The 17,613-nt window shown below is 65.4% G+C and carries 18 protein-coding genes and 2 pseudogenes; 10 read left to right on the top strand and 10 right to left on the bottom strand.

Going from position 1 to position 17,613, the window contains the following annotated elements; translation table 11 throughout:
* The 3 genes and pseudogenes from EN781_RS05525 to EN781_RS05515 all read left to right on the top strand — a co-directional run.
* Positions 1-805 (top strand): annotated as a pseudogene (locus EN781_RS05525) (glucose-6-phosphate dehydrogenase); the annotation flags it as partial.
* 18 nt (positions 806-823) lie between these two features.
* Positions 824-1,528, top strand: a complete 705-nt coding sequence (locus EN781_RS05520) for an ROK family protein (RefSeq protein ID WP_126057529.1) — start codon at positions 824-826, stop codon at positions 1,526-1,528.
* A gap of 117 nt (positions 1,529-1,645) precedes the next feature.
* Complete coding sequence (locus EN781_RS05515; RefSeq protein ID WP_126057528.1) at positions 1,646-2,104, top strand: MucR family transcriptional regulator; 459 nt, start codon at positions 1,646-1,648, stop codon at positions 2,102-2,104.
* Between the two features lie 143 nt (positions 2,105-2,247).
* Here the strand turns inward: EN781_RS05515 and EN781_RS05510 are convergent, their stop codons facing one another.
* Entirely contained in the window at positions 2,248-2,766 is a 519-nt protein-coding gene (locus EN781_RS05510; RefSeq protein ID WP_126057527.1) for an SRPBCC family protein, read from the bottom strand.
* Positions 2,744-3,110 (bottom strand): annotated as a pseudogene (locus tag EN781_RS05505) (helix-turn-helix domain-containing protein). Before EN781_RS05505 ends, EN781_RS05510 begins: the two are co-directional and overlap by 23 nt.
* Before the next feature lie 256 nt (positions 3,111-3,366).
* Here EN781_RS05505 and EN781_RS05500 point away from each other — a divergent pair.
* Both EN781_RS05500 and EN781_RS05495 read left to right on the top strand, forming a co-directional pair.
* Entirely contained in the window at positions 3,367-4,452 is a 1,086-nt protein-coding gene (locus EN781_RS05500) for an aminotransferase class I/II-fold pyridoxal phosphate-dependent enzyme (RefSeq protein ID WP_189347335.1), read from the top strand.
* A 159-nt stretch (positions 4,453-4,611) separates the two neighbouring features.
* The gene (locus EN781_RS05495; protein WP_126057525.1) at positions 4,612-5,850 is read left to right on the top strand and encodes an MFS transporter; all 1,239 of its coding nucleotides are present in this window, start codon (positions 4,612-4,614) and stop codon (positions 5,848-5,850) included.
* Positions 5,851-5,890: 40 nt separating this feature from the next.
* Here EN781_RS05495 and EN781_RS05490 read toward each other — a convergent pair whose 3' ends face one another.
* Entirely contained in the window at positions 5,891-6,754 is an 864-nt protein-coding gene (locus EN781_RS05490) for a hypothetical protein (RefSeq protein ID WP_126057524.1), read from the bottom strand.
* 193 nt (positions 6,755-6,947) lie between these two features.
* Complete coding sequence (locus tag EN781_RS05485; protein WP_126057523.1) at positions 6,948-7,178, bottom strand: hypothetical protein; 231 nt, start codon at positions 7,176-7,178, stop codon at positions 6,948-6,950.
* A gap of 401 nt (positions 7,179-7,579) precedes the next feature.
* Here EN781_RS05485 and EN781_RS05480 point away from each other — a divergent pair, with 401 nt between their 5' ends.
* Positions 7,580-8,254: a peroxiredoxin-like family protein gene (locus tag EN781_RS05480; RefSeq protein ID WP_127399840.1), complete on the top strand. Its 675-nt coding sequence runs from the start codon at positions 7,580-7,582 to the stop codon at positions 8,252-8,254.
* A gap of 32 nt (positions 8,255-8,286) precedes the next feature.
* Here EN781_RS05480 and EN781_RS05475 read toward each other — a convergent pair whose 3' ends face one another.
* The 6 genes from EN781_RS05475 to hemC all read right to left on the bottom strand — a co-directional run bounded on the left by EN781_RS05475 (position 8,287) and on the right by hemC (position 14,443).
* Positions 8,287-9,003: a glutamine amidotransferase gene (locus tag EN781_RS05475; protein ID WP_126057521.1), complete on the bottom strand. Its 717-nt coding sequence runs from the start codon at positions 9,001-9,003 to the stop codon at positions 8,287-8,289.
* A gap of 34 nt (positions 9,004-9,037) precedes the next feature.
* On the bottom strand, positions 9,038-9,517 hold the full coding sequence (locus tag EN781_RS05470; RefSeq protein WP_126057520.1) for a TerB family tellurite resistance protein: 480 nt from the start codon (positions 9,515-9,517) through the stop codon (positions 9,038-9,040).
* 36 nt (positions 9,518-9,553) lie between these two features.
* Positions 9,554-11,128, bottom strand: a complete 1,575-nt coding sequence (locus EN781_RS05465; protein WP_126057519.1) for a heme biosynthesis protein HemY — start codon at positions 11,126-11,128, stop codon at positions 9,554-9,556.
* A gap of 10 nt (positions 11,129-11,138) precedes the next feature.
* Positions 11,139-12,590 (bottom strand): COG4223 family protein, encoded by a 1,452-nt coding sequence (locus tag EN781_RS05460; protein WP_127399839.1) that lies wholly within the window; start codon positions 12,588-12,590, stop codon positions 11,139-11,141.
* Positions 12,591-12,798: 208 nt separating this feature from the next.
* Entirely contained in the window at positions 12,799-13,515 is a 717-nt protein-coding gene (locus tag EN781_RS05455) for a uroporphyrinogen-III synthase (RefSeq protein WP_126057517.1), read from the bottom strand.
* Between the two features lies 1 nt (position 13,516).
* The gene (gene hemC, locus EN781_RS05450; protein ID WP_126057516.1) at positions 13,517-14,443 is read right to left on the bottom strand and encodes a hydroxymethylbilane synthase; all 927 of its coding nucleotides are present in this window, start codon (positions 14,441-14,443) and stop codon (positions 13,517-13,519) included.
* Positions 14,444-14,653: 210 nt separating this feature from the next.
* Here hemC and tsaD point away from each other — a divergent pair, with 210 nt between their 5' ends.
* The 4 genes from tsaD (at position 14,654) to EN781_RS05430 (ending at position 17,606) form a co-directional block, all read left to right on the top strand.
* Positions 14,654-15,739 (top strand): tRNA (adenosine(37)-N6)-threonylcarbamoyltransferase complex transferase subunit TsaD, encoded by a 1,086-nt coding sequence (gene tsaD, locus EN781_RS05445; RefSeq protein WP_189347337.1) that lies wholly within the window; start codon positions 14,654-14,656, stop codon positions 15,737-15,739.
* Positions 15,736-16,755: an NAD(P)H-dependent glycerol-3-phosphate dehydrogenase gene (locus tag EN781_RS05440; protein WP_126057514.1), complete on the top strand. Its 1,020-nt coding sequence runs from the start codon at positions 15,736-15,738 to the stop codon at positions 16,753-16,755. Before tsaD ends, EN781_RS05440 begins: the two co-directional genes overlap by 4 nt.
* 19 nt (positions 16,756-16,774) lie before the next feature.
* The gene (locus EN781_RS05435) at positions 16,775-17,071 is read left to right on the top strand and encodes a YciI-like protein (protein ID WP_126057513.1); all 297 of its coding nucleotides are present in this window, start codon (positions 16,775-16,777) and stop codon (positions 17,069-17,071) included.
* A 109-nt stretch (positions 17,072-17,180) separates the two neighbouring features.
* Positions 17,181-17,606, top strand: a complete 426-nt coding sequence (locus tag EN781_RS05430) for an EVE domain-containing protein (protein WP_126057512.1) — start codon at positions 17,181-17,183, stop codon at positions 17,604-17,606.
* The last annotated feature ends 7 nt before the right edge of the window (positions 17,607-17,613 follow it).

The raw sequence follows: 17,613 nt of genomic DNA, 5'->3' as shown, positions 1-17,613 counted from the left end.
GATCTGGAACCGCAACTTCGTCGAAAGCGTGCAGATCACCATGGCCGAGGATTTCGGCATCGACGGTCGCGGCAAATTCTATGACGATGTCGGCTGCATCCGCGACGTCATCGAGAACCACCTGCTCAACATCCTGTTGCTGCTCGCCATGGAGCCGCCTGTCGGCCGCTCGGCCGACGACCTGATCGACGAGAAGGTCCAGGTGCTCCGCGCCATCCGCACGCTGACGAAGGACGATGTCGTGCGCGGCCAGTTCGACGGCTATCTGGCGGAGCCGGGTGTGCGCCCGAACTCCCCGGTCGAAACCTTCGCCGCCGTCCGCTTCTTCGTCGACACTTGGCGCTGGCAGGACGTGCCCTTCTTCATCCGCGCCGGCAAGAACATGCCGGTGCATGCCACCGAGGTGATCGTGCGGCTGAAACGGCCGCCGCTCGACGTCTTCGACCCGATCAAGCCGGACGACGCCAACTATGTCCGCTTCCGCATCGACCCGCAGGTGGCGATCTCGATCGGCGCCCAGCGTAAGGTGGCCGGCGACGACATGGTCGGCGAACAGGTGGAACTGACGGCGCTCGATGACAGCAAGGGCGACATGCCGCCCTATGAGCGCCTGATCGGCGACGCCATGAACGGCAACGGCCAGCTGTTCACCCGCCAGGATGCGGCCGAGCTTGCCTGGCGCATCGTCGGCCCTGTGCTTGGCGACACGACGGCGCCGCACATCTACGCGCCGAAGAGCTGGGGACCGGCCGATGCCCTGAACGACTTCGGTCCGCCGAACGGCTGGATCAACCCATCGAAATAGGGGCTGGGAGGCAACGACATGGCCAAGGCGGCAAAGCCGGCGGCGGCGGATGCGGAACAGATCGTGCTGACGATCGACATCGGCGGCTCGCATGTCAAGATCCTGACCAGCGCCGGCGGCGAGATGCGCCGCGCCGAGTCCGGGCCTGGCCTGACGCCGCAGCAGATGATCACCTCGGTGAACACGCTGGCCGAAGGCCTGCCCTATGACCTGATTTCGATGGGCTACCCCGGTCCGGTCGCCCACAACCGGCCTTTCGCCGACCCCGCCAATCTCGGCAAGGGTTGGGCGGGCTACGACTTCGCCGCCGCCTTCGGCAAGCCGGTGAAGGTTATCAACGACGCGCTGATGCAGGCCATCGGCAGCTATGAGGGCGGCCGCATGCTGTTCCTCGGCCTCGGCACCGGCCTCGGCGCCGCGATGATCGTCGACAATGTCGCCCAGCCGATGGAACTCGCCCATCTTCCCTACAGGAAGGGCGGCAGCTTCGAGGACTATGTCGGCGAGCGCGGGCTGGAGAAACGCGGCAAGAGGAAATGGCGCAAATCCGTCTTCGATGTCGTCGACAGGCTTCGCGCCGCCCTGCAGCCGGACTACGTGGTCATCGGCGGCGGCAATGTCGACAAGCTTGATGAAATGCCCGCCGATTCCAGGCGCGGCGACAATACGCGCGCTTTCGAGGGCGGTTTTCGACTGTGGCGCGACAAGGCGCTGATCGTCTGATAGTATTATAGCTCAGTATAGTTGTTCAAAATAACGTGTTTCGTGGCGCGAAGTCATTGCGTTATCCAGATTTGCCGACTAGGAGTCGCGCCATCCCCCTACCGACGGAGACATAAATTGGCCGACGACAGCAACGACGCTCGCAAGGAAATCGACCTGCTCGAGCTTACCGCCCACATCGTTTCCGCCTATGTCGAGAAGAACCGTCTGCCTGCCTCCGGCCTCAGCGACCTCATCGCCAGCGTCAGCGCCTCGATCAGCAGCCTCGGCCAGCCGCCGGCCCCGGTCGCCGCGCCGCTCGTCCCCGCGGTCAACCCCAGGCGCTCGGTGACGCCGGACTACATCATCTGCCTCGAGGACGGCAAGAAATTCAAATCGCTGAAGCGCCACCTCGGCGTCCATTTCGGGCTGACGCCGGAAGCCTATCGCACCAAGTGGGGCCTGCCGGCCGACTACCCGATGGTCGCCCCCAACTATGCCGCCTCGCGCTCCGAGCTGGCGAAGTCGATCGGCCTCGGCCGCAAGGCCGCCGAGCCGGTCAAGGCCAGGGGCAGGAAGGCCAGGGTTTCGGCCTAGAGCGGTTCACCGTTTCACGGAAACGTCGAACCGCTCTATCCTTGTTTTGACGCTATTCCAGGAAAAACCGTTTCACACCTTTCCTGGAATTGCTCTACGGCACGTTGAGACTCCCCTCGAGGCCGGTGACCGCGAGAGCGACTTCATGACCGTCCCACACCCGCGCCCAGCGTGACGAGAAGCTCGTCCAGCTGCTCGAACTGCTCGGGCATACCGCCCTCCATCCCGGCGATGGCCTCGTCGAGAGCTTCCTTCGAGGGATAGAGTTCGTGCAGCACCAGAAGCGTCTTGTCACCTCTTTCCTCGAACGTCACCGTGGTCACGGCACCGTCATCACTTTCCTCATTGGTCCAGACGAGGCGCGAGTTCGGTATCACGTCGATGTACTTGCCGACGAATGCCATTGACTCTAAGGCATCGTGGCCAAATTCGACCCGGTATCTGCCTCCGACACGAACATCCATCTCGCAGGAAAGCAGAGGCACGCCTGCCGACTTCGGCGCCCACCACCGCTTGAACAGCTCGGGTTTGGTCCACGCCTCGTAGACGATGCGGACCGGGCCGTCGAAAATACGCGTAACGACCAGCTCACACTCGGACTTCCGTTCGACCGTCGTGCGGCTCGTCATAGGGCTGCGCTCACTCTCTTTTCTTACGTCCATCAATCTTCTCCTTCCGTTTTCAGTTCCTCGACAACCTTGTCCAACTCGTCGAAGCGTGCGTCCCAGAGCTGGCGGTACCTCTCGATCCATGCCGCCTCTTCCTCCATCCGGCGCAGGCCGAGCTTGCAGGTCCGAACGCGCCCGACTTTCTTCGTGATGACGAGCCCCGCCTGCTCCAGGACGACGACATGCTTCTTCATACCCGTGAGGGTCATGTGGAACTTTTCGGCAAGCTCCGTGATCGAAGCTTCTGCACTTCCGAGTTGCTCCAGCACGCCGCGCCGGGTCGCGTCGGAGAGCGCGGCGAACGAGGCATCAAGGCGGACTGTCGTATACTGAACCATTTGGTTCAGTATTAGCGCATGGATCGACGGCTTGCAAGGGGAGGTCGAGCGCGCTGTGTTGCCGACCGCTTCCCCCTCAACCGAACGCTCGCCGCTGCCTTCATTAGTTCACGGTGAATTTCGACGACGCCCGGGACAGGCTCGTGCCTGAGCCAATAGTTTCAACGACTGGAACAGAAGCCTGCCGGCGAATCCGCCTTGGCAGGCTTCATGCTTTTGTGGCTTGGATAGTCCAAGCAGTCTGGGGGGAGCCATGATGGTGATCGAGAGGGAGGCGCCGGAGGAATACGGCTACGACCGTATTCGCTATAACCTTTCCGAAAGCTCGATTGCCGACCAGAAACTCTCCGACATCGGTCTCACGCTGCCCGATCTCACCCTGTTCTACGGCGAACATCGCGGCGATAAGGAGTTGCGCGCGCTGGTCGCCGCGCAGGACGAGAGCCTTTCGCCCGATGACGTGCTGGTCACCGCGGGTGCCGCCGGCGCGTTGTTCATCATCGCCACATCGCTGCTTTCGGCCAGCGACCATCTGGTGGTCATCAGGCCCAACTACGCCACCAACATTGAGACCCCCCGGGCGATCGGCTGCCCTATCTCCTATGTCGACCTCGACTTCGACGACGGCTTCGCCGTCGATGTCGATCGTCTCGCCGCGGCGATGCGGCCGAACACCCGCCTGATCAGCGTCACCTGCCCGCACAATCCGACCGGCACGATGATGAGTCGTGCCGATCTCGACGCGCTCGTGGCGCTCGCCGAGAGCCGGCAATGCCATCTCCTGGTCGACGAGACCTATCGCGACCTTTCCTACGGCCGGCGCCTGCCGGCGGCCGCATCGCTCAGCCAACGCGCGATCAGCGTCTCGTCGCTCTCCAAGGCCTTCGGCATTCCGGGCATCCGCATCGGCTGGCTGGTCACTCGCGACGCCGCGCTCCAGGAAAGGTTCCTCGCCGCCAAGGAGCAGATCGGCATCTGCGGCAGCGTCATCGACGAAGGCATAGCGCGCGGCATGCTCGAGCGTCGCGATGCGTTCCTCGCAATACTTCTGCCCGAGATGGCCAAGCGGCGCGACATCGTGCAGGCATGGATCGACCACGAGCCGCTGGTCGACTGGGTGCGGCCGCAAGGCGGCGTTGTCGGCTTCCCAAGGCTCAAAGTCGATCCCGAATTCGACCTCGATCGCTTCTACACAAGGCTGCTGGAAGACCACGGCACCTATGTCGGCCCCGGCCATTGGTTCGAAATGCCGAAGCGCTTCTTCCGCGTCGGGTTCTGTTGGCCGAAGGAGGCCGACTTGCGCGGTGGGCTGGAGGCCATTTCCGCCGCGCTCAGGGACTGACTTTCCGGTCCGCCTTGCCGCCAGCCGGAAATTTCTTGATCCAGCGCGATTCTGCCACACATCCCGCCGCGAACTTTGCTAGAAGGTCATCTGGCCGGACCAGCGCCCATCGTGGAAGTTGCCCCGCCGGCCTTTTTTCGCAACGGGGCCTTTCTCTCCATGGCACTTGAACAGACTTCGCCGGACCAGCGCTATGCCGCTTTCCGGCACAGACCCTTCCTCAGCTACTGGGTGGCGCGCTTCCTCACCACTTTCGCCACCATGATCGTCTCCGTCGCGGTCGGCTGGCAGGTCTATGATCTGACCCGCGATCCCTTCGACCTCGGCATCGTCGGCATCGTCCAGTTTCTGCCCTCGCTGCTTTTGGTGTTGGTCACCGGCGTCGTCGCCGACCGCTTCGGCCGCCGCCTGATCATGACCTTGTCGTCGCTGATCGAAGCGGGCTGTGCGGTTGCGCTCTTGCTGCTTACGTTGCGCGGCCTCGCCGGCCCGCTGCCCATCTTTGTGGTGCTTGCGATGTTCGGCATAGCGCGCGCCTTCTATGGACCGGCTTCATCCTCGCTGTTCGCCAATCTGGTGCCGCCGGAGGACTTCGCCAACGCGATCGCCTGGAATTCTTCTGCCTGGCAGACAGCAACCATTGTCGGCCCGGTCGCCGGCGGCCTGCTCTACGGGCTTTCGGCGGAGACGGCCTACATCACCGCCGCCGTCCTGATGCTGGTTGCAGCCCTCCTCGTCTTCACCATTCCGAAGCCCGCCCAGCAGACCGCCACCGACAAGCCGACGATGGAAACGCTGTTCGCCGGCTTCCGCTATATCTGGAGCGAGAAGATCGTGCTCGGCGCCATCTCGCTCGATCTGTTTGCCGTGCTCCTGTCGGGCGCCTCGGCGCTGCTGCCGGTCTATGCGCGCGACATTCTCGAACTCGGTCCCTGGGGCCTCGGCCTGCTGCGCTCGGCACCGGGCATCGGCGCCATCTGCGTCGCCGTCTGGCTGGCCGGCCACCCGATCCGCGACCATGCCGGCAAGATCATGCTGGGCTTTGTCGGTCTGTTCGGCGCTGTCACCGTTCTGTTCGGCGTTTCAACCATCACCTGGCTGTCGATCTTGGCCCTCGCCTTGCTCGGCGCCACCGACATGTTCAGCGTCTATATCCGCGAGACACTGATCCAGCTGTGGACGCCGGATGACGTGCGCGGCCGCGTCAATGCGGTGAACCAGGTCTTCGTCGGCGCCTCCAACGAAGTCGGCGAGTTCCGCGCCGGCACCATGGCGGCGCTGATCGGCACCGTGCCCGCCGTGGTGATCGGCGGCATCGGCGCGGTGGCCGTCGCTGGGCTGTGGGCTTGGCTGTTTCCGGCGCTGCGCCGGGTGCGGCATTTGAACAGCCGGAATTGAGCGCCGAATCTATACCGCTGGATCGTCGCACTTCGGCAGGTCAGGGTCGGCGGCTTGTCTCGCTGCCCCAGTTCGGGTTTTGCAGATCTCCGTGCAGGCAATAGTCGAAAGCATAGCACGTGTCGGTAGCGGGCCGGGTTTCCCAGAATGAACAGGCGAGATTCGCGGTCCGCACGACGCGCTCTCGCGCTTGCTCAGCGCCCATGCCGAGGATCAGGGAACCGTCCTTGCGCTCGCGCAGCCACTTCTCGATGTCATATCCTAGGTCTTGCGCGTTCTTGAAGCTCAGGCCCATCGTGAGATTGGTTTCCAGTGCGGCGGTGGTCGCATCAGGCCAAAGCGGCGCAAGCGCAAGTTCCGATCTTGTCATCTCGCCATCTCGCAGGACAGCGCAATCCACCCCTATGGCGACGCGTTGCGCCGCCCGCCATCTGGCCATGTCGCTGCGTCCGGTCGGACCGTATATGCAGAGCGTGTCGAGGAAGTCCCGATGGGGGCGGTCCCGATCGAATGCCAGATCACGAAATTCCAGCGCCGCAATCGCTTCGACAAGCGAAACTCCCCTTCGCGCAGCTTCGGTCGCGTCCTGCCAAGCGGCGACAGCATAGTCGCTGCTTATGATATTGCGCTGGTAGAAGTCGGGAAGGCCCTCATCGAGTTTGGCCAGCGGCGTCTCAAGGGCGTCCAAGGCCTCACGCCGGGCGTCATTGCGAACACCATCGAAAACGAATTCAGTCCACGTTACGAAGACTGCCCGGATTGAATGTAGGCGGATGGGAAGGTCTATTTCGCGCCCCAATCCCCAGGGCCCATCGCCAATGCGTGCAATTCCAGGGAAGGCGCGCATGGCCGCTCGCAATGCGACCAGGCGCTCGCTCGCATCGTCGGAGATGTCGGCGAGCATGGCGCGAGGCGAAACATCGTCCGCAAGTCGCTCGCTCCAGAATCTGAGCCGTTCAGATGGGTGCATTGGGTCTCGGGATCGGCTTGCCGGCAAGGGGAAGATAATCTTACAGCATAGTACCTAAGATTGCCTGCACGCGACGTCAGGATGGCGAACCGCCGGACCGGCAGGGAACTCCCAACGGCGCGCTCTGCTAATCCGAAAAGCTCACGCCAACGCCGCGCTGCCGAAAATAGGCCTGCATCAACTTGCGGCCAGAGCGGTTGTTCTGTGCCAGCCTGGCCGGATCGAACACCGCCTGCTTTTTCCCCTCTCGCGTCAACGCTGCCTTGAGTGTCGCGATATGTGCATCGATGTCGGCATTATCCGCTTGGAGTGAGGCGTAGATGTTCTCGGTCGCCTCGGCCACGGTGAGTTCGTTCACAGCTGTCGTCCTTTGATTGATTTGGGCGGGCGCTTAGCACAGATTCGCGGCGCCGCCGAGAGCGACGAGACTGCAGCTTGGGCGCCAAGCTTGCGCCGACAACGGCTGAATAAGCCGTCAGCAGACCTGCAGCCTTCGGCTCCAGACATATATCGGACGGTCAATCTACGGGGCTTAGGCCGGCAACCGGGCTAAAGCGGACACCAGCGCCATCTGGTAAGCGCGGCCCTCCGTAAGAACGCCTTAGCGTCCGCCCACTCCGTGCTATAATTGGACTATCGACGCCGACCTAACTAAGGCCGACCGCCATTTCAGCATGCCCAAAGACGTATGTGTCGCACATGGGCTCAAGCCACTCGCCCGCACATCCGTCGTGAATCAACCCGGGAGGAGGGATCAGCATGCCAGAACGTCTGAACATAGGCCCGCTGCAACTTGGCGAAACGGCGCCCAATTTCGTGCTCGACGCGATTACCCGCGAGGGCAAGATCGCCATCGACGATTTCCGAGGCGAGAAACCAGTGCTGGTCGGACTGTATAGAGGCTTGCATTGCCCCTTTTGCAGGCGCCATATCGCCATACTTTCGCAGCTCACCCCAGCCCTCAATGCGAAGGGCATCGATAGCCTGACGGTGGTAAACACACCTGTCGAGCGGGCGCGCCTTTATCTCCGCTACCATCCGATGCTAGGCCTACTCGCGGCATCCGATCCGGAGCGGACTTCACACCGCGCCTTTGGGTTGCCGAATATGCAAATCACCGAAGACGAGAGCGCATGGCCGCAAAAGGTTTCGATGAGCGATGTGAAGTCGATACGGGTCGAATTGCCGGACGAGATGCCGGAACCGATGGACCCGTTTGCGGCGCTCGAATATCTGAACAAGAAAGACGGCTACGATATCACTGAAGCGGACCAACAGATGATGGCAACCGGCATAGGGCAGCTCGTCGGCCAGTTCCTGCTGGACCGCGATGGCGTCGTTCGCTGGGCCTCCAACGAGGTCCTCGATGGCGGCCTATTCGGCGCCCCGAACACTCGGGAGCTGATGTCGGCAGCGTCACAAATCGGAAGGTAAGGTCAAGCTCCGCTGCCCAAAGCAATTGGGTTTTATCCCACCGCCGGCTTGCCGAATATCAGCCCCAGGAATTCGCCCAGCCAGCGCTTCAGATGCATGTCCCAGATCAGCCGGCCGCCGAGATGGTCGCGGCCGGGCTGCGCGCCTGGCAGTTCGAAGCGGTGCGCGCCGCGCACCACCCAGCGCTGCATCATCGCCCGGGTCAGCTCGCCGTGGAACTGAATGCCCCAGGCATTGTCACCGTAGCGGAAGGCCTGGTTAGGATAAGTCTCGGCCGTCGCCAAGAGCGTCGCGTCCTTCGGCAGCGAAAACCCTTCGCGATGGAACTGGTAGACCATCTCCGGCCAATGCATCAGCTTCCTGCCGGCTTCCGTCGCCTTCAGCGGATACCAGCCGATCTCGACCAGCCCCTCGCCGTGACCTTCCACCTTGCCGCCGAGATGGTTGACCAGCATCTGCGCGCCCAGGCAAATGCCGAGCAATGGCCGGTTCTCCTTCAGCGGAATGTTGAGCCAGTTGGTCTCGCGGCGGACGAAATCGTCCTCGTCATTGGCACTCATCGGCCCGCCGAACACCACCGCGCCCGCATGGCCGTCCAGCGTGCCCGGCAATTCATCGCCGAGCGGCGGCCGGCGGATGTCGAGATCGAAACCTTCTTCCAGAAGCATATGGCCGACGCGGCCGGGGCTCGAACTCTCCTGATGCAGCACGATCAGGATCTTTGGTCTCGAACACGGTCTGGGAGGCATCGTGAGGCGGGACCCCGGCTATTCGTCGCCCTGACTATTCATCGCTTGAGGTTCCGCGTGCCCCCGGCGCCCGGGCCGCCGCCTTTTGGCGCGCCTCGACGCGGTCGCGCCGTTCGACGCCGATCAGCTCGGCGACGCGCCACACGGTGTTGTCCTCCAGCTCGTGCAATTCGCCGTCGGCATAGACGATCTCCCACATCAGGCCGACGAAAGCCTTGCGCGCCTCGGCGTCGAGATGGCGTTTCAACACGCTGGTGAAAGCATAGAGGTCGATCGCCTCATTGTCGGCGCGCTCGCCTGCGGCCGCCAGCGCATCGAGCTCCTCTCCGCCGATCGAATAGGTCTGCGCCAGCACCGCCTTGAACCGTTCCCACTCGACGTCCTGGCGCACGCCGTCGGCGTTCATCACGTGATAGAGCAGCGCCGACGCGGCGACGCGCGGGTCGTCCGCGTTGGCGCGCGCGCCGGCTCCGCCTGGCAGATCCCTCAAGAAGGACAAGACGCGTTCGAACATCACTTCATTCCCATAGCGCCGGGATCGCTCCCGGCCTCAAAACAAACGAAACCGGCGCGGCGCCTTTTCCGCCTCGTCCGGGTCGACGCCGGGGTCGTCGGGCAGCCTCGCCAGTTCCTCCGCCGGCTCCACCCCTTCGGCATCGTCAGGCACGGCGGCAAAGGCGGCGGCGGTGACCGGTTTGACCTGATCCGCATCGGACGCCGCCGACCCAACCGCCGAAACGGCGTCAAGCGTCTTTTCCTTCGCCGGCTCCGGCGACACGGCGATCGCCGGCACGACGGTCTCCGCAGCCTCGTCATGGCTGTCGATGAGATGGCCGAGACGCTCCATCGGCGCCCGCCATTCGAAGGCGTCGAGCTTGCCGGTGACCGGCGACACCGGCACCCAGCGTTCGGAGATGACGCCGTCGGCGACCCAGGCAGGATCGCGCGGCGCCCTGACCGCCTTGGAGAGCAGCTGCCTGACCTTGCCCTGGTCGCCGGTCTCAGCCTCCTCGATGTCGGCCAAAAGCAGATAGGCGCCTTCGCGCCGGTCCATGCGGATCGCCGCATCCGCCTCGCGCCGGGCGGTGGCGAAGTCCTGCGCGTCGAGCGCCGCGCGGGCGACGGCCATCGACGACTCCGCATGGTTCTTCTTCAGGTCCTGCAGCTTCTTCGCCCGGTTCAGCCGGTCGCCGACGGCATCGCCAGGACGGGCATGAGTATAGAGCTCGGCGATTTCCGGGTGCGGCTCGGCCCGCCACGCCGTTTCGAGGATCCTGGAGCCCTTGCGCACATCGTTCTGCCGGAACAGCAGCTTGGCGGCGGCGACCGCCGCCGGTGCGAATTCCGGCACCAGTCTGTTGGCTTCGAGCGCCGCGGTCCTCGCCGCATTGGCGTCGCTGTCGATCAGCGCCTCAGCCTTGGCGGTGAGCAGCACGGCCCGGCGCCGGTTGGCGGCATCGCGTTCGATCTGCCGTGTCGACTTCTGCGCCTCGACCAGCTTCAGCGCGCCGTCCCAGTCGCCGCGCCCGGTCAGCTCCTCCAGCGTCGATTCGGCGGCCCACGCAAGCTGCGGCGCCACGGCTGCGGCGCGGCCGGCATAGTGCCTGGCGGCATTGCGGTCGCCGAGGCGCTCGGCCTCCAGATAGAGCCCGCGCAAGCCGAGCAGCCGCATCTCGGGATCGTCGAGCATCGCCTCGAATTTTTCGCGCGCGCCTTCGTGATCGCCTTCCAGCAGCGAGGCCTGCGCCTCCAGGAGATGGATCAGCGGCTCCTGGTCGGAGCGGATCAGCTTGGCCGCTTCCTTGGTCTTCTTGCGGGCCAGCGCGCCATCGCCGGCGCCGGCGGCGATCATGCCGGTCGACAGCGCCTGGTAGCCGCGGTCGCGGCGGCGCACCCGGAAATAGCGCGAGATGGTGTAAGGGCTGTTCCATAGCGACTTCACCAGCCACCACAGGATCATCACCGCGGCGACGACCGCGACCACCGCCACCGCCGCCACCATCAGGCTGACCTGATACTGATAGCCGTTGAAGGTGATCACCATGTCGCCGGGACGATCGGCCAGCCAGGCGAAGCCGAGCCCGAGCGCAAAGACGACGGCGAGGAAGATGAGGATGCGGATCATCTGGTCTCCCTCACGCCTTCATCGCGCCGGCAATCAGCGAATCGATCAGCTTTTCGACCTCGAGCCGCGCCTTCAGCTTGCCGGCAAAATCGGCGCCGGCCGACTTCACTGCCTCCGGCAACGTGTCATATTCACTGAGCGCCTTGGCATAGTCGCCCTGGTTGACCGCCACCTCCATGCGCGCCACGGTCTCCGGCGCGCCCTTGCCTTCGACGGCGCCGATCGGCCGGACCTTGACCAGCGATTCGGCGCTCGACATCAGCACCTGCAGGAAGCCTGCATTCTGGTCGACAGGCGTGGCGGCGGCGACCATCGCATTGGCGGCGGCATCGACCTCGGCGGCGATGTCCGTACGGGTCGAAACGCCCTTCTCGGCATAGGCGCGCAGCGTCGCGATCTCCGGCGCATCGGGCGCAATCGCCGCGAAAGTCTCGAGTTCGGCGGCGAATGGCGCCCCGCGATCGAGCGCCGACTTCAGCGCCGACGCCGCGATGGCCATCGCGATTTTGGGCTGCGAGGCCTGCGCCTCGACCTTGCCGGAGAGCTGCGACACCGACTGCTCCAGCGCCGCCAGCCGGCCGTCCTGCGCCTTCGCCGCCTCGCCGGCGGATTTCACCAATGCGTCCAGCCCGGCGAGCTTTTCATCGAGCGGCCCGAGATCGACCGGCGCCGCACTGCCGGCCTTCTGCAGGTCGGCGATCGCCGTCTCGACCTGCTTGAGCTTGTCGCCAAGTGCCGCTACCCCGGCCCCGTCACCGGCGCCGCCTTGCTCGACCGCCGATTTCAGTGCCGCGACATCGCTCGTGACCTGATCCAGCGCCGACGACAGCCCGTCGACCTTGGCGGCATCGCCATTGCCGCCCGCTTGCTTCAAGCCCGCGATCTCGCTCTTCAGCGCGGCGATCTCGCCATTGACGCCGTCGAGCGAGACGCCGCCCGACCCCGGCGCGCCGATGAGGCCGGCGAACTGCAGGCCGCCGGCTGCGGCCAGCGCGATGACGCCGCCGATCACGCCGGCGGCAATGCCATTGAGGCCGCCGCGTTTCGGCTGCGGTGCCATATAGTCCTCCCTCGCGCGGGTTGCTTTCGGCGCGTCTTCGGCGGCCGCCCTGGCCGAGGCATCCTCGAAACTGTAGTCGGAAGCGTGCGTCTGATTCGGCGGCAGGTCGGACCCAGCCGGATAGGGGCGTTCCGCCTCATCCGAGCCCTTGGCGGCGGCGTCTTCCGTTCCGGCCCGCGTTGCGGCGTCGCTGTGCTCCCAGGGCTCATGATCGACCTGGTCGGCATGCACCGGCTCCGCCGGGGCCTCGGGTTGCGAAGCGCTTGCGGCTTCCTCCGCCTCGGCCTCGACAGTCTTCGCCGCATCCTCCTCGATGATGCGCGAGACGGCGCCGGGCTCGAGTTCGATCGTCACCGGCTCGCGGCGGCTCTTCGAATGTCGCATCTTCGGCGTCTTGACCATTGCTTGGGCTCCGCAAATTGGCTTGGGATGGTTCAAAGGGTCTAGAGCTGAAGGATGCTCTAGCACATCGCCAAGCGGTGAAAAGGGGCGGCGTGATGACACAGGCCCTAAGCAGGCATTCCTTGGCAAGCCAACGAATGCCTGCTTAGGCATTTTGTCTTGTCGCAGATTCTTGTCGGAAAACCGTGTGACACTTTTCGGAATCTGCTTAGCGTCCGGCCAGCAATAGCCCGATCAGCGCGTCTTCCTGCGGTTCCCCGGCGACGCGAACCCGTTCGGGAGCGACGCCGTCGAGCGCTGCGGCGATACGTCCCGACAGCGCGAAAAATCTGGTCTTTTCAAAATGATCGCCGAGCGCCGGCCGCCGGATCAGGACCTGCATCGCCAGGGCGGCTTTGGCCGAATAGAGCAGGACCGCATCGACCGGCCCGCCGGACAGCCGCGCAACCACATCCGCGTCAGAATAGTTGAGCGCGATCGTGTCGTAGGTTTCGACGGCGCGGACCGGAATATCGGCCGCCGAGAGGCGCTGCTCGAAGGCAGGAAAGCGCACGCGGCCGCAGAGATAGACGATCGTCCCTGCCGGAGAGCCGCCGGCGATCGCATCGGCCAGCGCCACGGCATCGCCGGGGCCTTCGCTCACCGACACGAAGCCTGCCTTGCGCGCCGCTTCCGCAGTCCTTTCGCCAACTGCATGGCAGGGCAAGGCAGCCAGTGCGGCGATGAGCTCCCGCGACGCGTGGCGCACAGCGTTGGCGCTGGTAGCTGCGACCGCCATAGCATCCTTCCGCGCTTCGGTTGCCTTGGCCGGCAGCGCCACCGTTTCGGTCAGCGGCAGCAGGATCGGCTGAAAACCCATCTCCTCAAGCCGTTGCGCGGTACGCGAGGCGCCCGGTTCCGGCCGCGTCACCAGAACGCGGAGCATGTCAGGCCCAGCCTTCGAAGAAGGATTCGCCGGCCTTGGCCCGCACCTCCCTGGCGGCTTGCGTGCCGATCCGCGCGGCATCCCGCGCCGGCCCATCCAGCCTGACCTCATGCGACTGCGCGCCGTCGGGCGCGATGATCAATCCGGCGAAGGAGAGCTTGTCGCCCGAAATCGTCGCATGGCCGGCGATCGGCGTGCGGCAGGAACCGTCGAGCGCCGCCAGGAAAGCGCGCTCGCAGGCCAGCGCCTGGCCCGTCGGCGCGTCATGGATCGCCGCCAGCATCCTCTCGACCTCGGCATCGCCGATGCGGCTTTCTATGCAGATCGCGCCTTGCCCTGGCGCCGGCGGAAATTTTTCGAGCGACATCAGGTCGGTGACGACATGCTCCAGCCCGAGCCGTTTCAACCCGGCATAGGCGAGGATTGTGCCGTTGGCGACGCCCTCGTCCAGCTTGCGCAGCCTGGTCTGCACATTGCCGCGGAACATCACCACCTCGAGATCCGGCCGCATGCGCCGGATCAGCGCCTGGCGCCGGAGCGAGGACGACCCGACCCTGGCGCCCCGGGGCAATTCGGCGATCGTTTTCGCCGCTCTGCCGATGAAGGCGTCGCGCGCGTCCTCGCGCGGCAGGAAGGCGCAGAGTTCGAGCCCCTCCGGCAAAACCGTCGGCATGTCCTTCGAGGAATGCACGGCGATGTCGATCCTGCCCGCGAGCATCGCCTCCTCGATCTCCTTGGTGAACAGGCCCTTGCCTCCGGCTTCCGACAGCGGCCGGTCTTGGATGCGGTCGCCGCTGGTCGAGATGACGGCGATCTCGAACGCCTCTTCCGGCAGGCCGTGCGCCGCCATCAGCCGCGTCCGCGTCTCATGCGCCTGGGCAAGCGCCAGCGGGCTGCCGCGTGTTCCGATTTTCAAGGTTGTTTGCATGGCGCGCGGTCCGTGATAACCCCCGGCAAGCTGAGGTCTGCCGAGATTCAGGTCAGGCCGGGTCGAAAATGGTGGGTTCCGAGAACCGGAGCGGAGCGTACTTGAAGTACGTGAGCACCGGAAGCGCAGGAACCCGCCATTTGCAGGCCGGCATCACCTGAATATCGACAGACCTCCGGCGACACAATCTTCGAGGACAGCGACCAATTGATCCGCGTTCTGGGCATTGAGACGAGTTGCGACGAGACCGCTGCCAGCGTGGTGGCGCTGGATGGCCGCGCCGCGCCCGAAATCCTGTCCAACATCGTGCTCAGCCAGATCGAGGAGCATTCCGTGTTCGGCGGCGTCGTGCCGGAAATCGCTGCGCGCGCCCATGTCGAGGCGCTCGACGGCATCGTCGAGGCGGCCCTTGCCGATTCGGGCGTGGCGCTGGGCGAGGTCGACGCGATCGCCGCGACCGCGGGTCCCGGCCTTGTCGGCGGGCTGATCGTCGGGCTGATGACGGCGAAGGCGATTGCCGCCGCCGCCGACAAGCCGTTGCTCGCCATCAACCATCTCGAAGGCCATGCGCTGACGGCGCGGCTGACCGACGGGCTTGACTTTCCCTACCTGCTGCTCCTGGTGTCCGGCGGCCACACCCAGATCGTCGCCGTGCGCGGCGTCGGCGACTACCAGCGCTGGGCGACGACCATCGACGACGCGCTCGGCGAAGCCTTCGACAAGACGGCCAAGATGCTCGGCCTGCCCTATCCCGGCGGTCCCAACGTCGAGAAGGCGGCGGCGTCGGGCGATGCGAGCCGTTTTGCCTTTCCTCGCCCGATGAAGGGCGCGGCACAGCCTGATTTCTCCTTCTCCGGCCTGAAGACTGCCGTGCGCCAGGCCGCGACCGCCATTGCCCCCTTGAGTGACCGGGATGTCGCCGACATCTGCGCCTCGTTCCAGGCGGCGGTGGCGGATGCGCTGAGCGACCGCGTTTCGCGCGCGCTCTCCCGCTTCCGCCAGGAATTCCCTGATAAGGCGAAGCCGGCGCTGGTCGTCGCCGGCGGGGTCGCCGCCAACCGCACCATCAAGGCGACGCTGGAAACGCTCTGCGCCGAAGCCGGCTTCGACTTCATAGCGCCGCCGCAAAAACTCTGCACCGACAATGCGGCGATGATCGCCTGGGCCGGTATCGAGCGCCTGCGCGCCGGGATGGCGCTGGAGAATGCCGCCGATTTCGTGCCGCGCTCGCGCTGGCCGCTGGACAGCGTCTCCGCCCCGATGGTCGGCTCCGGCCGACGCGGAGCCAAGGCATGACCGAGGTGGTCACCAGCGGCCACGAGGCACCGAGCGGCTGGCGCGTCGCCGTGCTAGGCGGCGGTGCCTGGGGCACGGCTCTGGCGTTGGCCATGCTGCGCGCCGGTCATTTCGTCCGCCTCTATGCGCGCGACCCGGAAACCGTCGCCGCGATCGATCGCGGCGAGAACCCGCGCTATCTGCCGGGCATCGCTCTGCAGCCCGGCATCGTGGCGACAACCGATATCGAGGCTGCGCTCGACGGCGCCGACTGCGTGCTGGCGGTGGCGCCGGCGCAGGCGCTGCGCGCTATGCTGGCTGGCGCCAGGGAGCATGTGCCGTCGGGCATCCCGCTGGTTCTTTGCGCCAAGGGCATCGAGCGCGACACCGGCGCGCTGCTGTCGGCGATCGTCGAGCAGGCCTTGCCGAACAATCCGGTTGCCGCCCTGTCCGGCCCGAGCTTCGCCACCGATGTCGCCCGCGGCCTGCCGACGGCCGTGGTGGTCGCCGCCCGCGACGCCGACCTTGCCGCCGACCTTGCCGCCCGCTTCTCGGCCGAGAACCTGCGCTGCTATTCAAGTGACGACCTTGTCGGCGTCGAGATCGGCGGCGCGCTGAAGAACGTCTTCGCCATTGCCGCCGGCGCCGTCACCGGCGCGAGGCTCGGCGCCAGCGCGCAAGCCGCCATGGTGACGCGCGGCTTCGTCGAATTGCGCCGCATCGGCGCCGCCTTCGGCGCCCGGCCAGAGACGCTGATGGGGCTTTCCGGTCTCGGCGACCTCCTGCTCACCTGCTCGTCGGCGCAGTCGCGCAATTTCGCCTATGGGCTGGCGCTCGGGCAGGGCAAGCCGCTTGCCGGCCTGCCGCTCGCCGAAGGCGTGCCGACGGCGGCGATCGCCGCCCGCCTCGCCGCAGAGCGCGGCATCGACGCGCCGATCATCACCGCCGTCGCCGCGATTCTCGACGGCACCGTGACCATCGGCCAGGCCGTGACGGCGCTGATGACGCGGCCGCTCAAGACCGAAACCGACATCTGAACCATCGGAGTTTTAGACCATGCTGTTTGCGTTGATTTGCAAGGACAAGCCTGGCAGCCTGCAGTTGCGGGTCGACACGCGGCCGGCGCATGCGGCGTTCCTGGAAGGCCTGATCAGCGAAGGAAAACTTGCCTTTGCCGGGCCCTTCCTCGACGCTGACGGCAAGCCCGACGGCAGTCTGGTCATGATCGAGGCAGCGGATATGACGGCGGCGCAAGCCCTGGCGGCCAGCGATCCCTATGCCAAGGTCGGCCTGTTCGAAAGCGTCGAAATCCGCCCGTGGAACTGGGTCTTCCAGAAGCCCGCCGGTGCTTGATCGTTCGCTTGGCGCGCCCCTCTCCCCGCGAGAACGGGGAAAGGGTAAGGGTAGTGGGAGCGCGAACGCTTCATTGTAGCCAACCGACAATGGCAAGGGGACAACTGAGATGAACTACTGGCTGTTCAAATCCGAACCCTCGGTCTTCTCCTTCGAGGCGCTGAAGGCCAAGGGCAAGGCCGGCACGCAATGGGATGGCGTGCGCAACTATGCGGCGCGCAACAACATGAAGGCGATGAAGATCGGCGATCTCGGCTTCTTCTACCACTCCAATGAAGGGCTCAACATCGTCGGCATCGCCGAGGTCTGCGCGCTCGCCCATCCCGACACCACCAGCGACGACCCGCGCTGGGAATGCGTCGACATCCGCGCCTTCAAGGATGTGCCGACCCCGGTGACGCTTGAGCAGGTCAAGGCCAACCCCAAGCTCGCCGACATGGCGCTCGTGCGGCTCGGGCGGCTTTCCGTGCAGCCGGTGACGCCGGCCGAATGGAAAGAGGTCTGCCGCATGGCCGATCTCTCGCCAGCGCCGTGACCAGGCT

Origin of the sequence: Mesorhizobium sp. M4A.F.Ca.ET.090.04.2.1, from assembly GCF_003999085.1 — a bacterium.
Taxonomy (GTDB): Bacteria; Pseudomonadota; Alphaproteobacteria; order Rhizobiales; family Rhizobiaceae; genus Mesorhizobium.
Note: the sequence above shows the minus strand (reverse complement) of the source record. Positions and strands in the feature narration are given on the sequence as shown.

Bases quoted from the DNA above. Each gene is read 5' to 3' on its own strand.
- EN781_RS05460 (WP_127399839.1), bottom strand. From the start codon at position 12,590: ATGGTCAAGACGCCGAAGATGCGACATTCGAAGAGCCGCCGCGAGCCG.
- EN781_RS05490 (WP_126057524.1), bottom strand. From the start codon at position 6,754: ATGCTCGCCGACATCTCCGACGATGCGAGCGAGCGCCTGGTCGCATTG.
- EN781_RS05435 (WP_126057513.1), top strand. From the start codon at position 16,775: ATGCTGTTTGCGTTGATTTGCAAGGACAAGCCTGGCAGCCTGCAGTTG.
- EN781_RS05500 (WP_189347335.1), top strand. From the start codon at position 3,367: ATGGTGATCGAGAGGGAGGCGCCGGAGGAATACGGCTACGACCGTATT.
- EN781_RS05495 (WP_126057525.1), top strand. From the start codon at position 4,612: ATGGCACTTGAACAGACTTCGCCGGACCAGCGCTATGCCGCTTTCCGG.
- EN781_RS05455 (WP_126057517.1), bottom strand. From the start codon at position 13,515: ATGCTCCGCGTTCTGGTGACGCGGCCGGAACCGGGCGCCTCGCGTACC.
- EN781_RS05465 (WP_126057519.1), bottom strand. From the start codon at position 11,128: ATGATCCGCATCCTCATCTTCCTCGCCGTCGTCTTTGCGCTCGGGCTC.
- EN781_RS05510 (WP_126057527.1), bottom strand. From the start codon at position 2,766: ATGGACGTAAGAAAAGAGAGTGAGCGCAGCCCTATGACGAGCCGCACG.
- EN781_RS05480 (WP_127399840.1), top strand. From the start codon at position 7,580: ATGCCAGAACGTCTGAACATAGGCCCGCTGCAACTTGGCGAAACGGCG.
- EN781_RS05520 (WP_126057529.1), top strand. From the start codon at position 824: ATGGCCAAGGCGGCAAAGCCGGCGGCGGCGGATGCGGAACAGATCGTG.
- EN781_RS05430 (WP_126057512.1), top strand. From the start codon at position 17,181: ATGAACTACTGGCTGTTCAAATCCGAACCCTCGGTCTTCTCCTTCGAG.
- hemC (WP_126057516.1), bottom strand. From the start codon at position 14,443: ATGCAAACAACCTTGAAAATCGGAACACGCGGCAGCCCGCTGGCGCTT.
- EN781_RS05470 (WP_126057520.1), bottom strand. From the start codon at position 9,517: ATGTTCGAACGCGTCTTGTCCTTCTTGAGGGATCTGCCAGGCGGAGCC.
- EN781_RS05475 (WP_126057521.1), bottom strand. From the start codon at position 9,003: ATGCCTCCCAGACCGTGTTCGAGACCAAAGATCCTGATCGTGCTGCAT.
- EN781_RS05440 (WP_126057514.1), top strand. From the start codon at position 15,736: ATGACCGAGGTGGTCACCAGCGGCCACGAGGCACCGAGCGGCTGGCGC.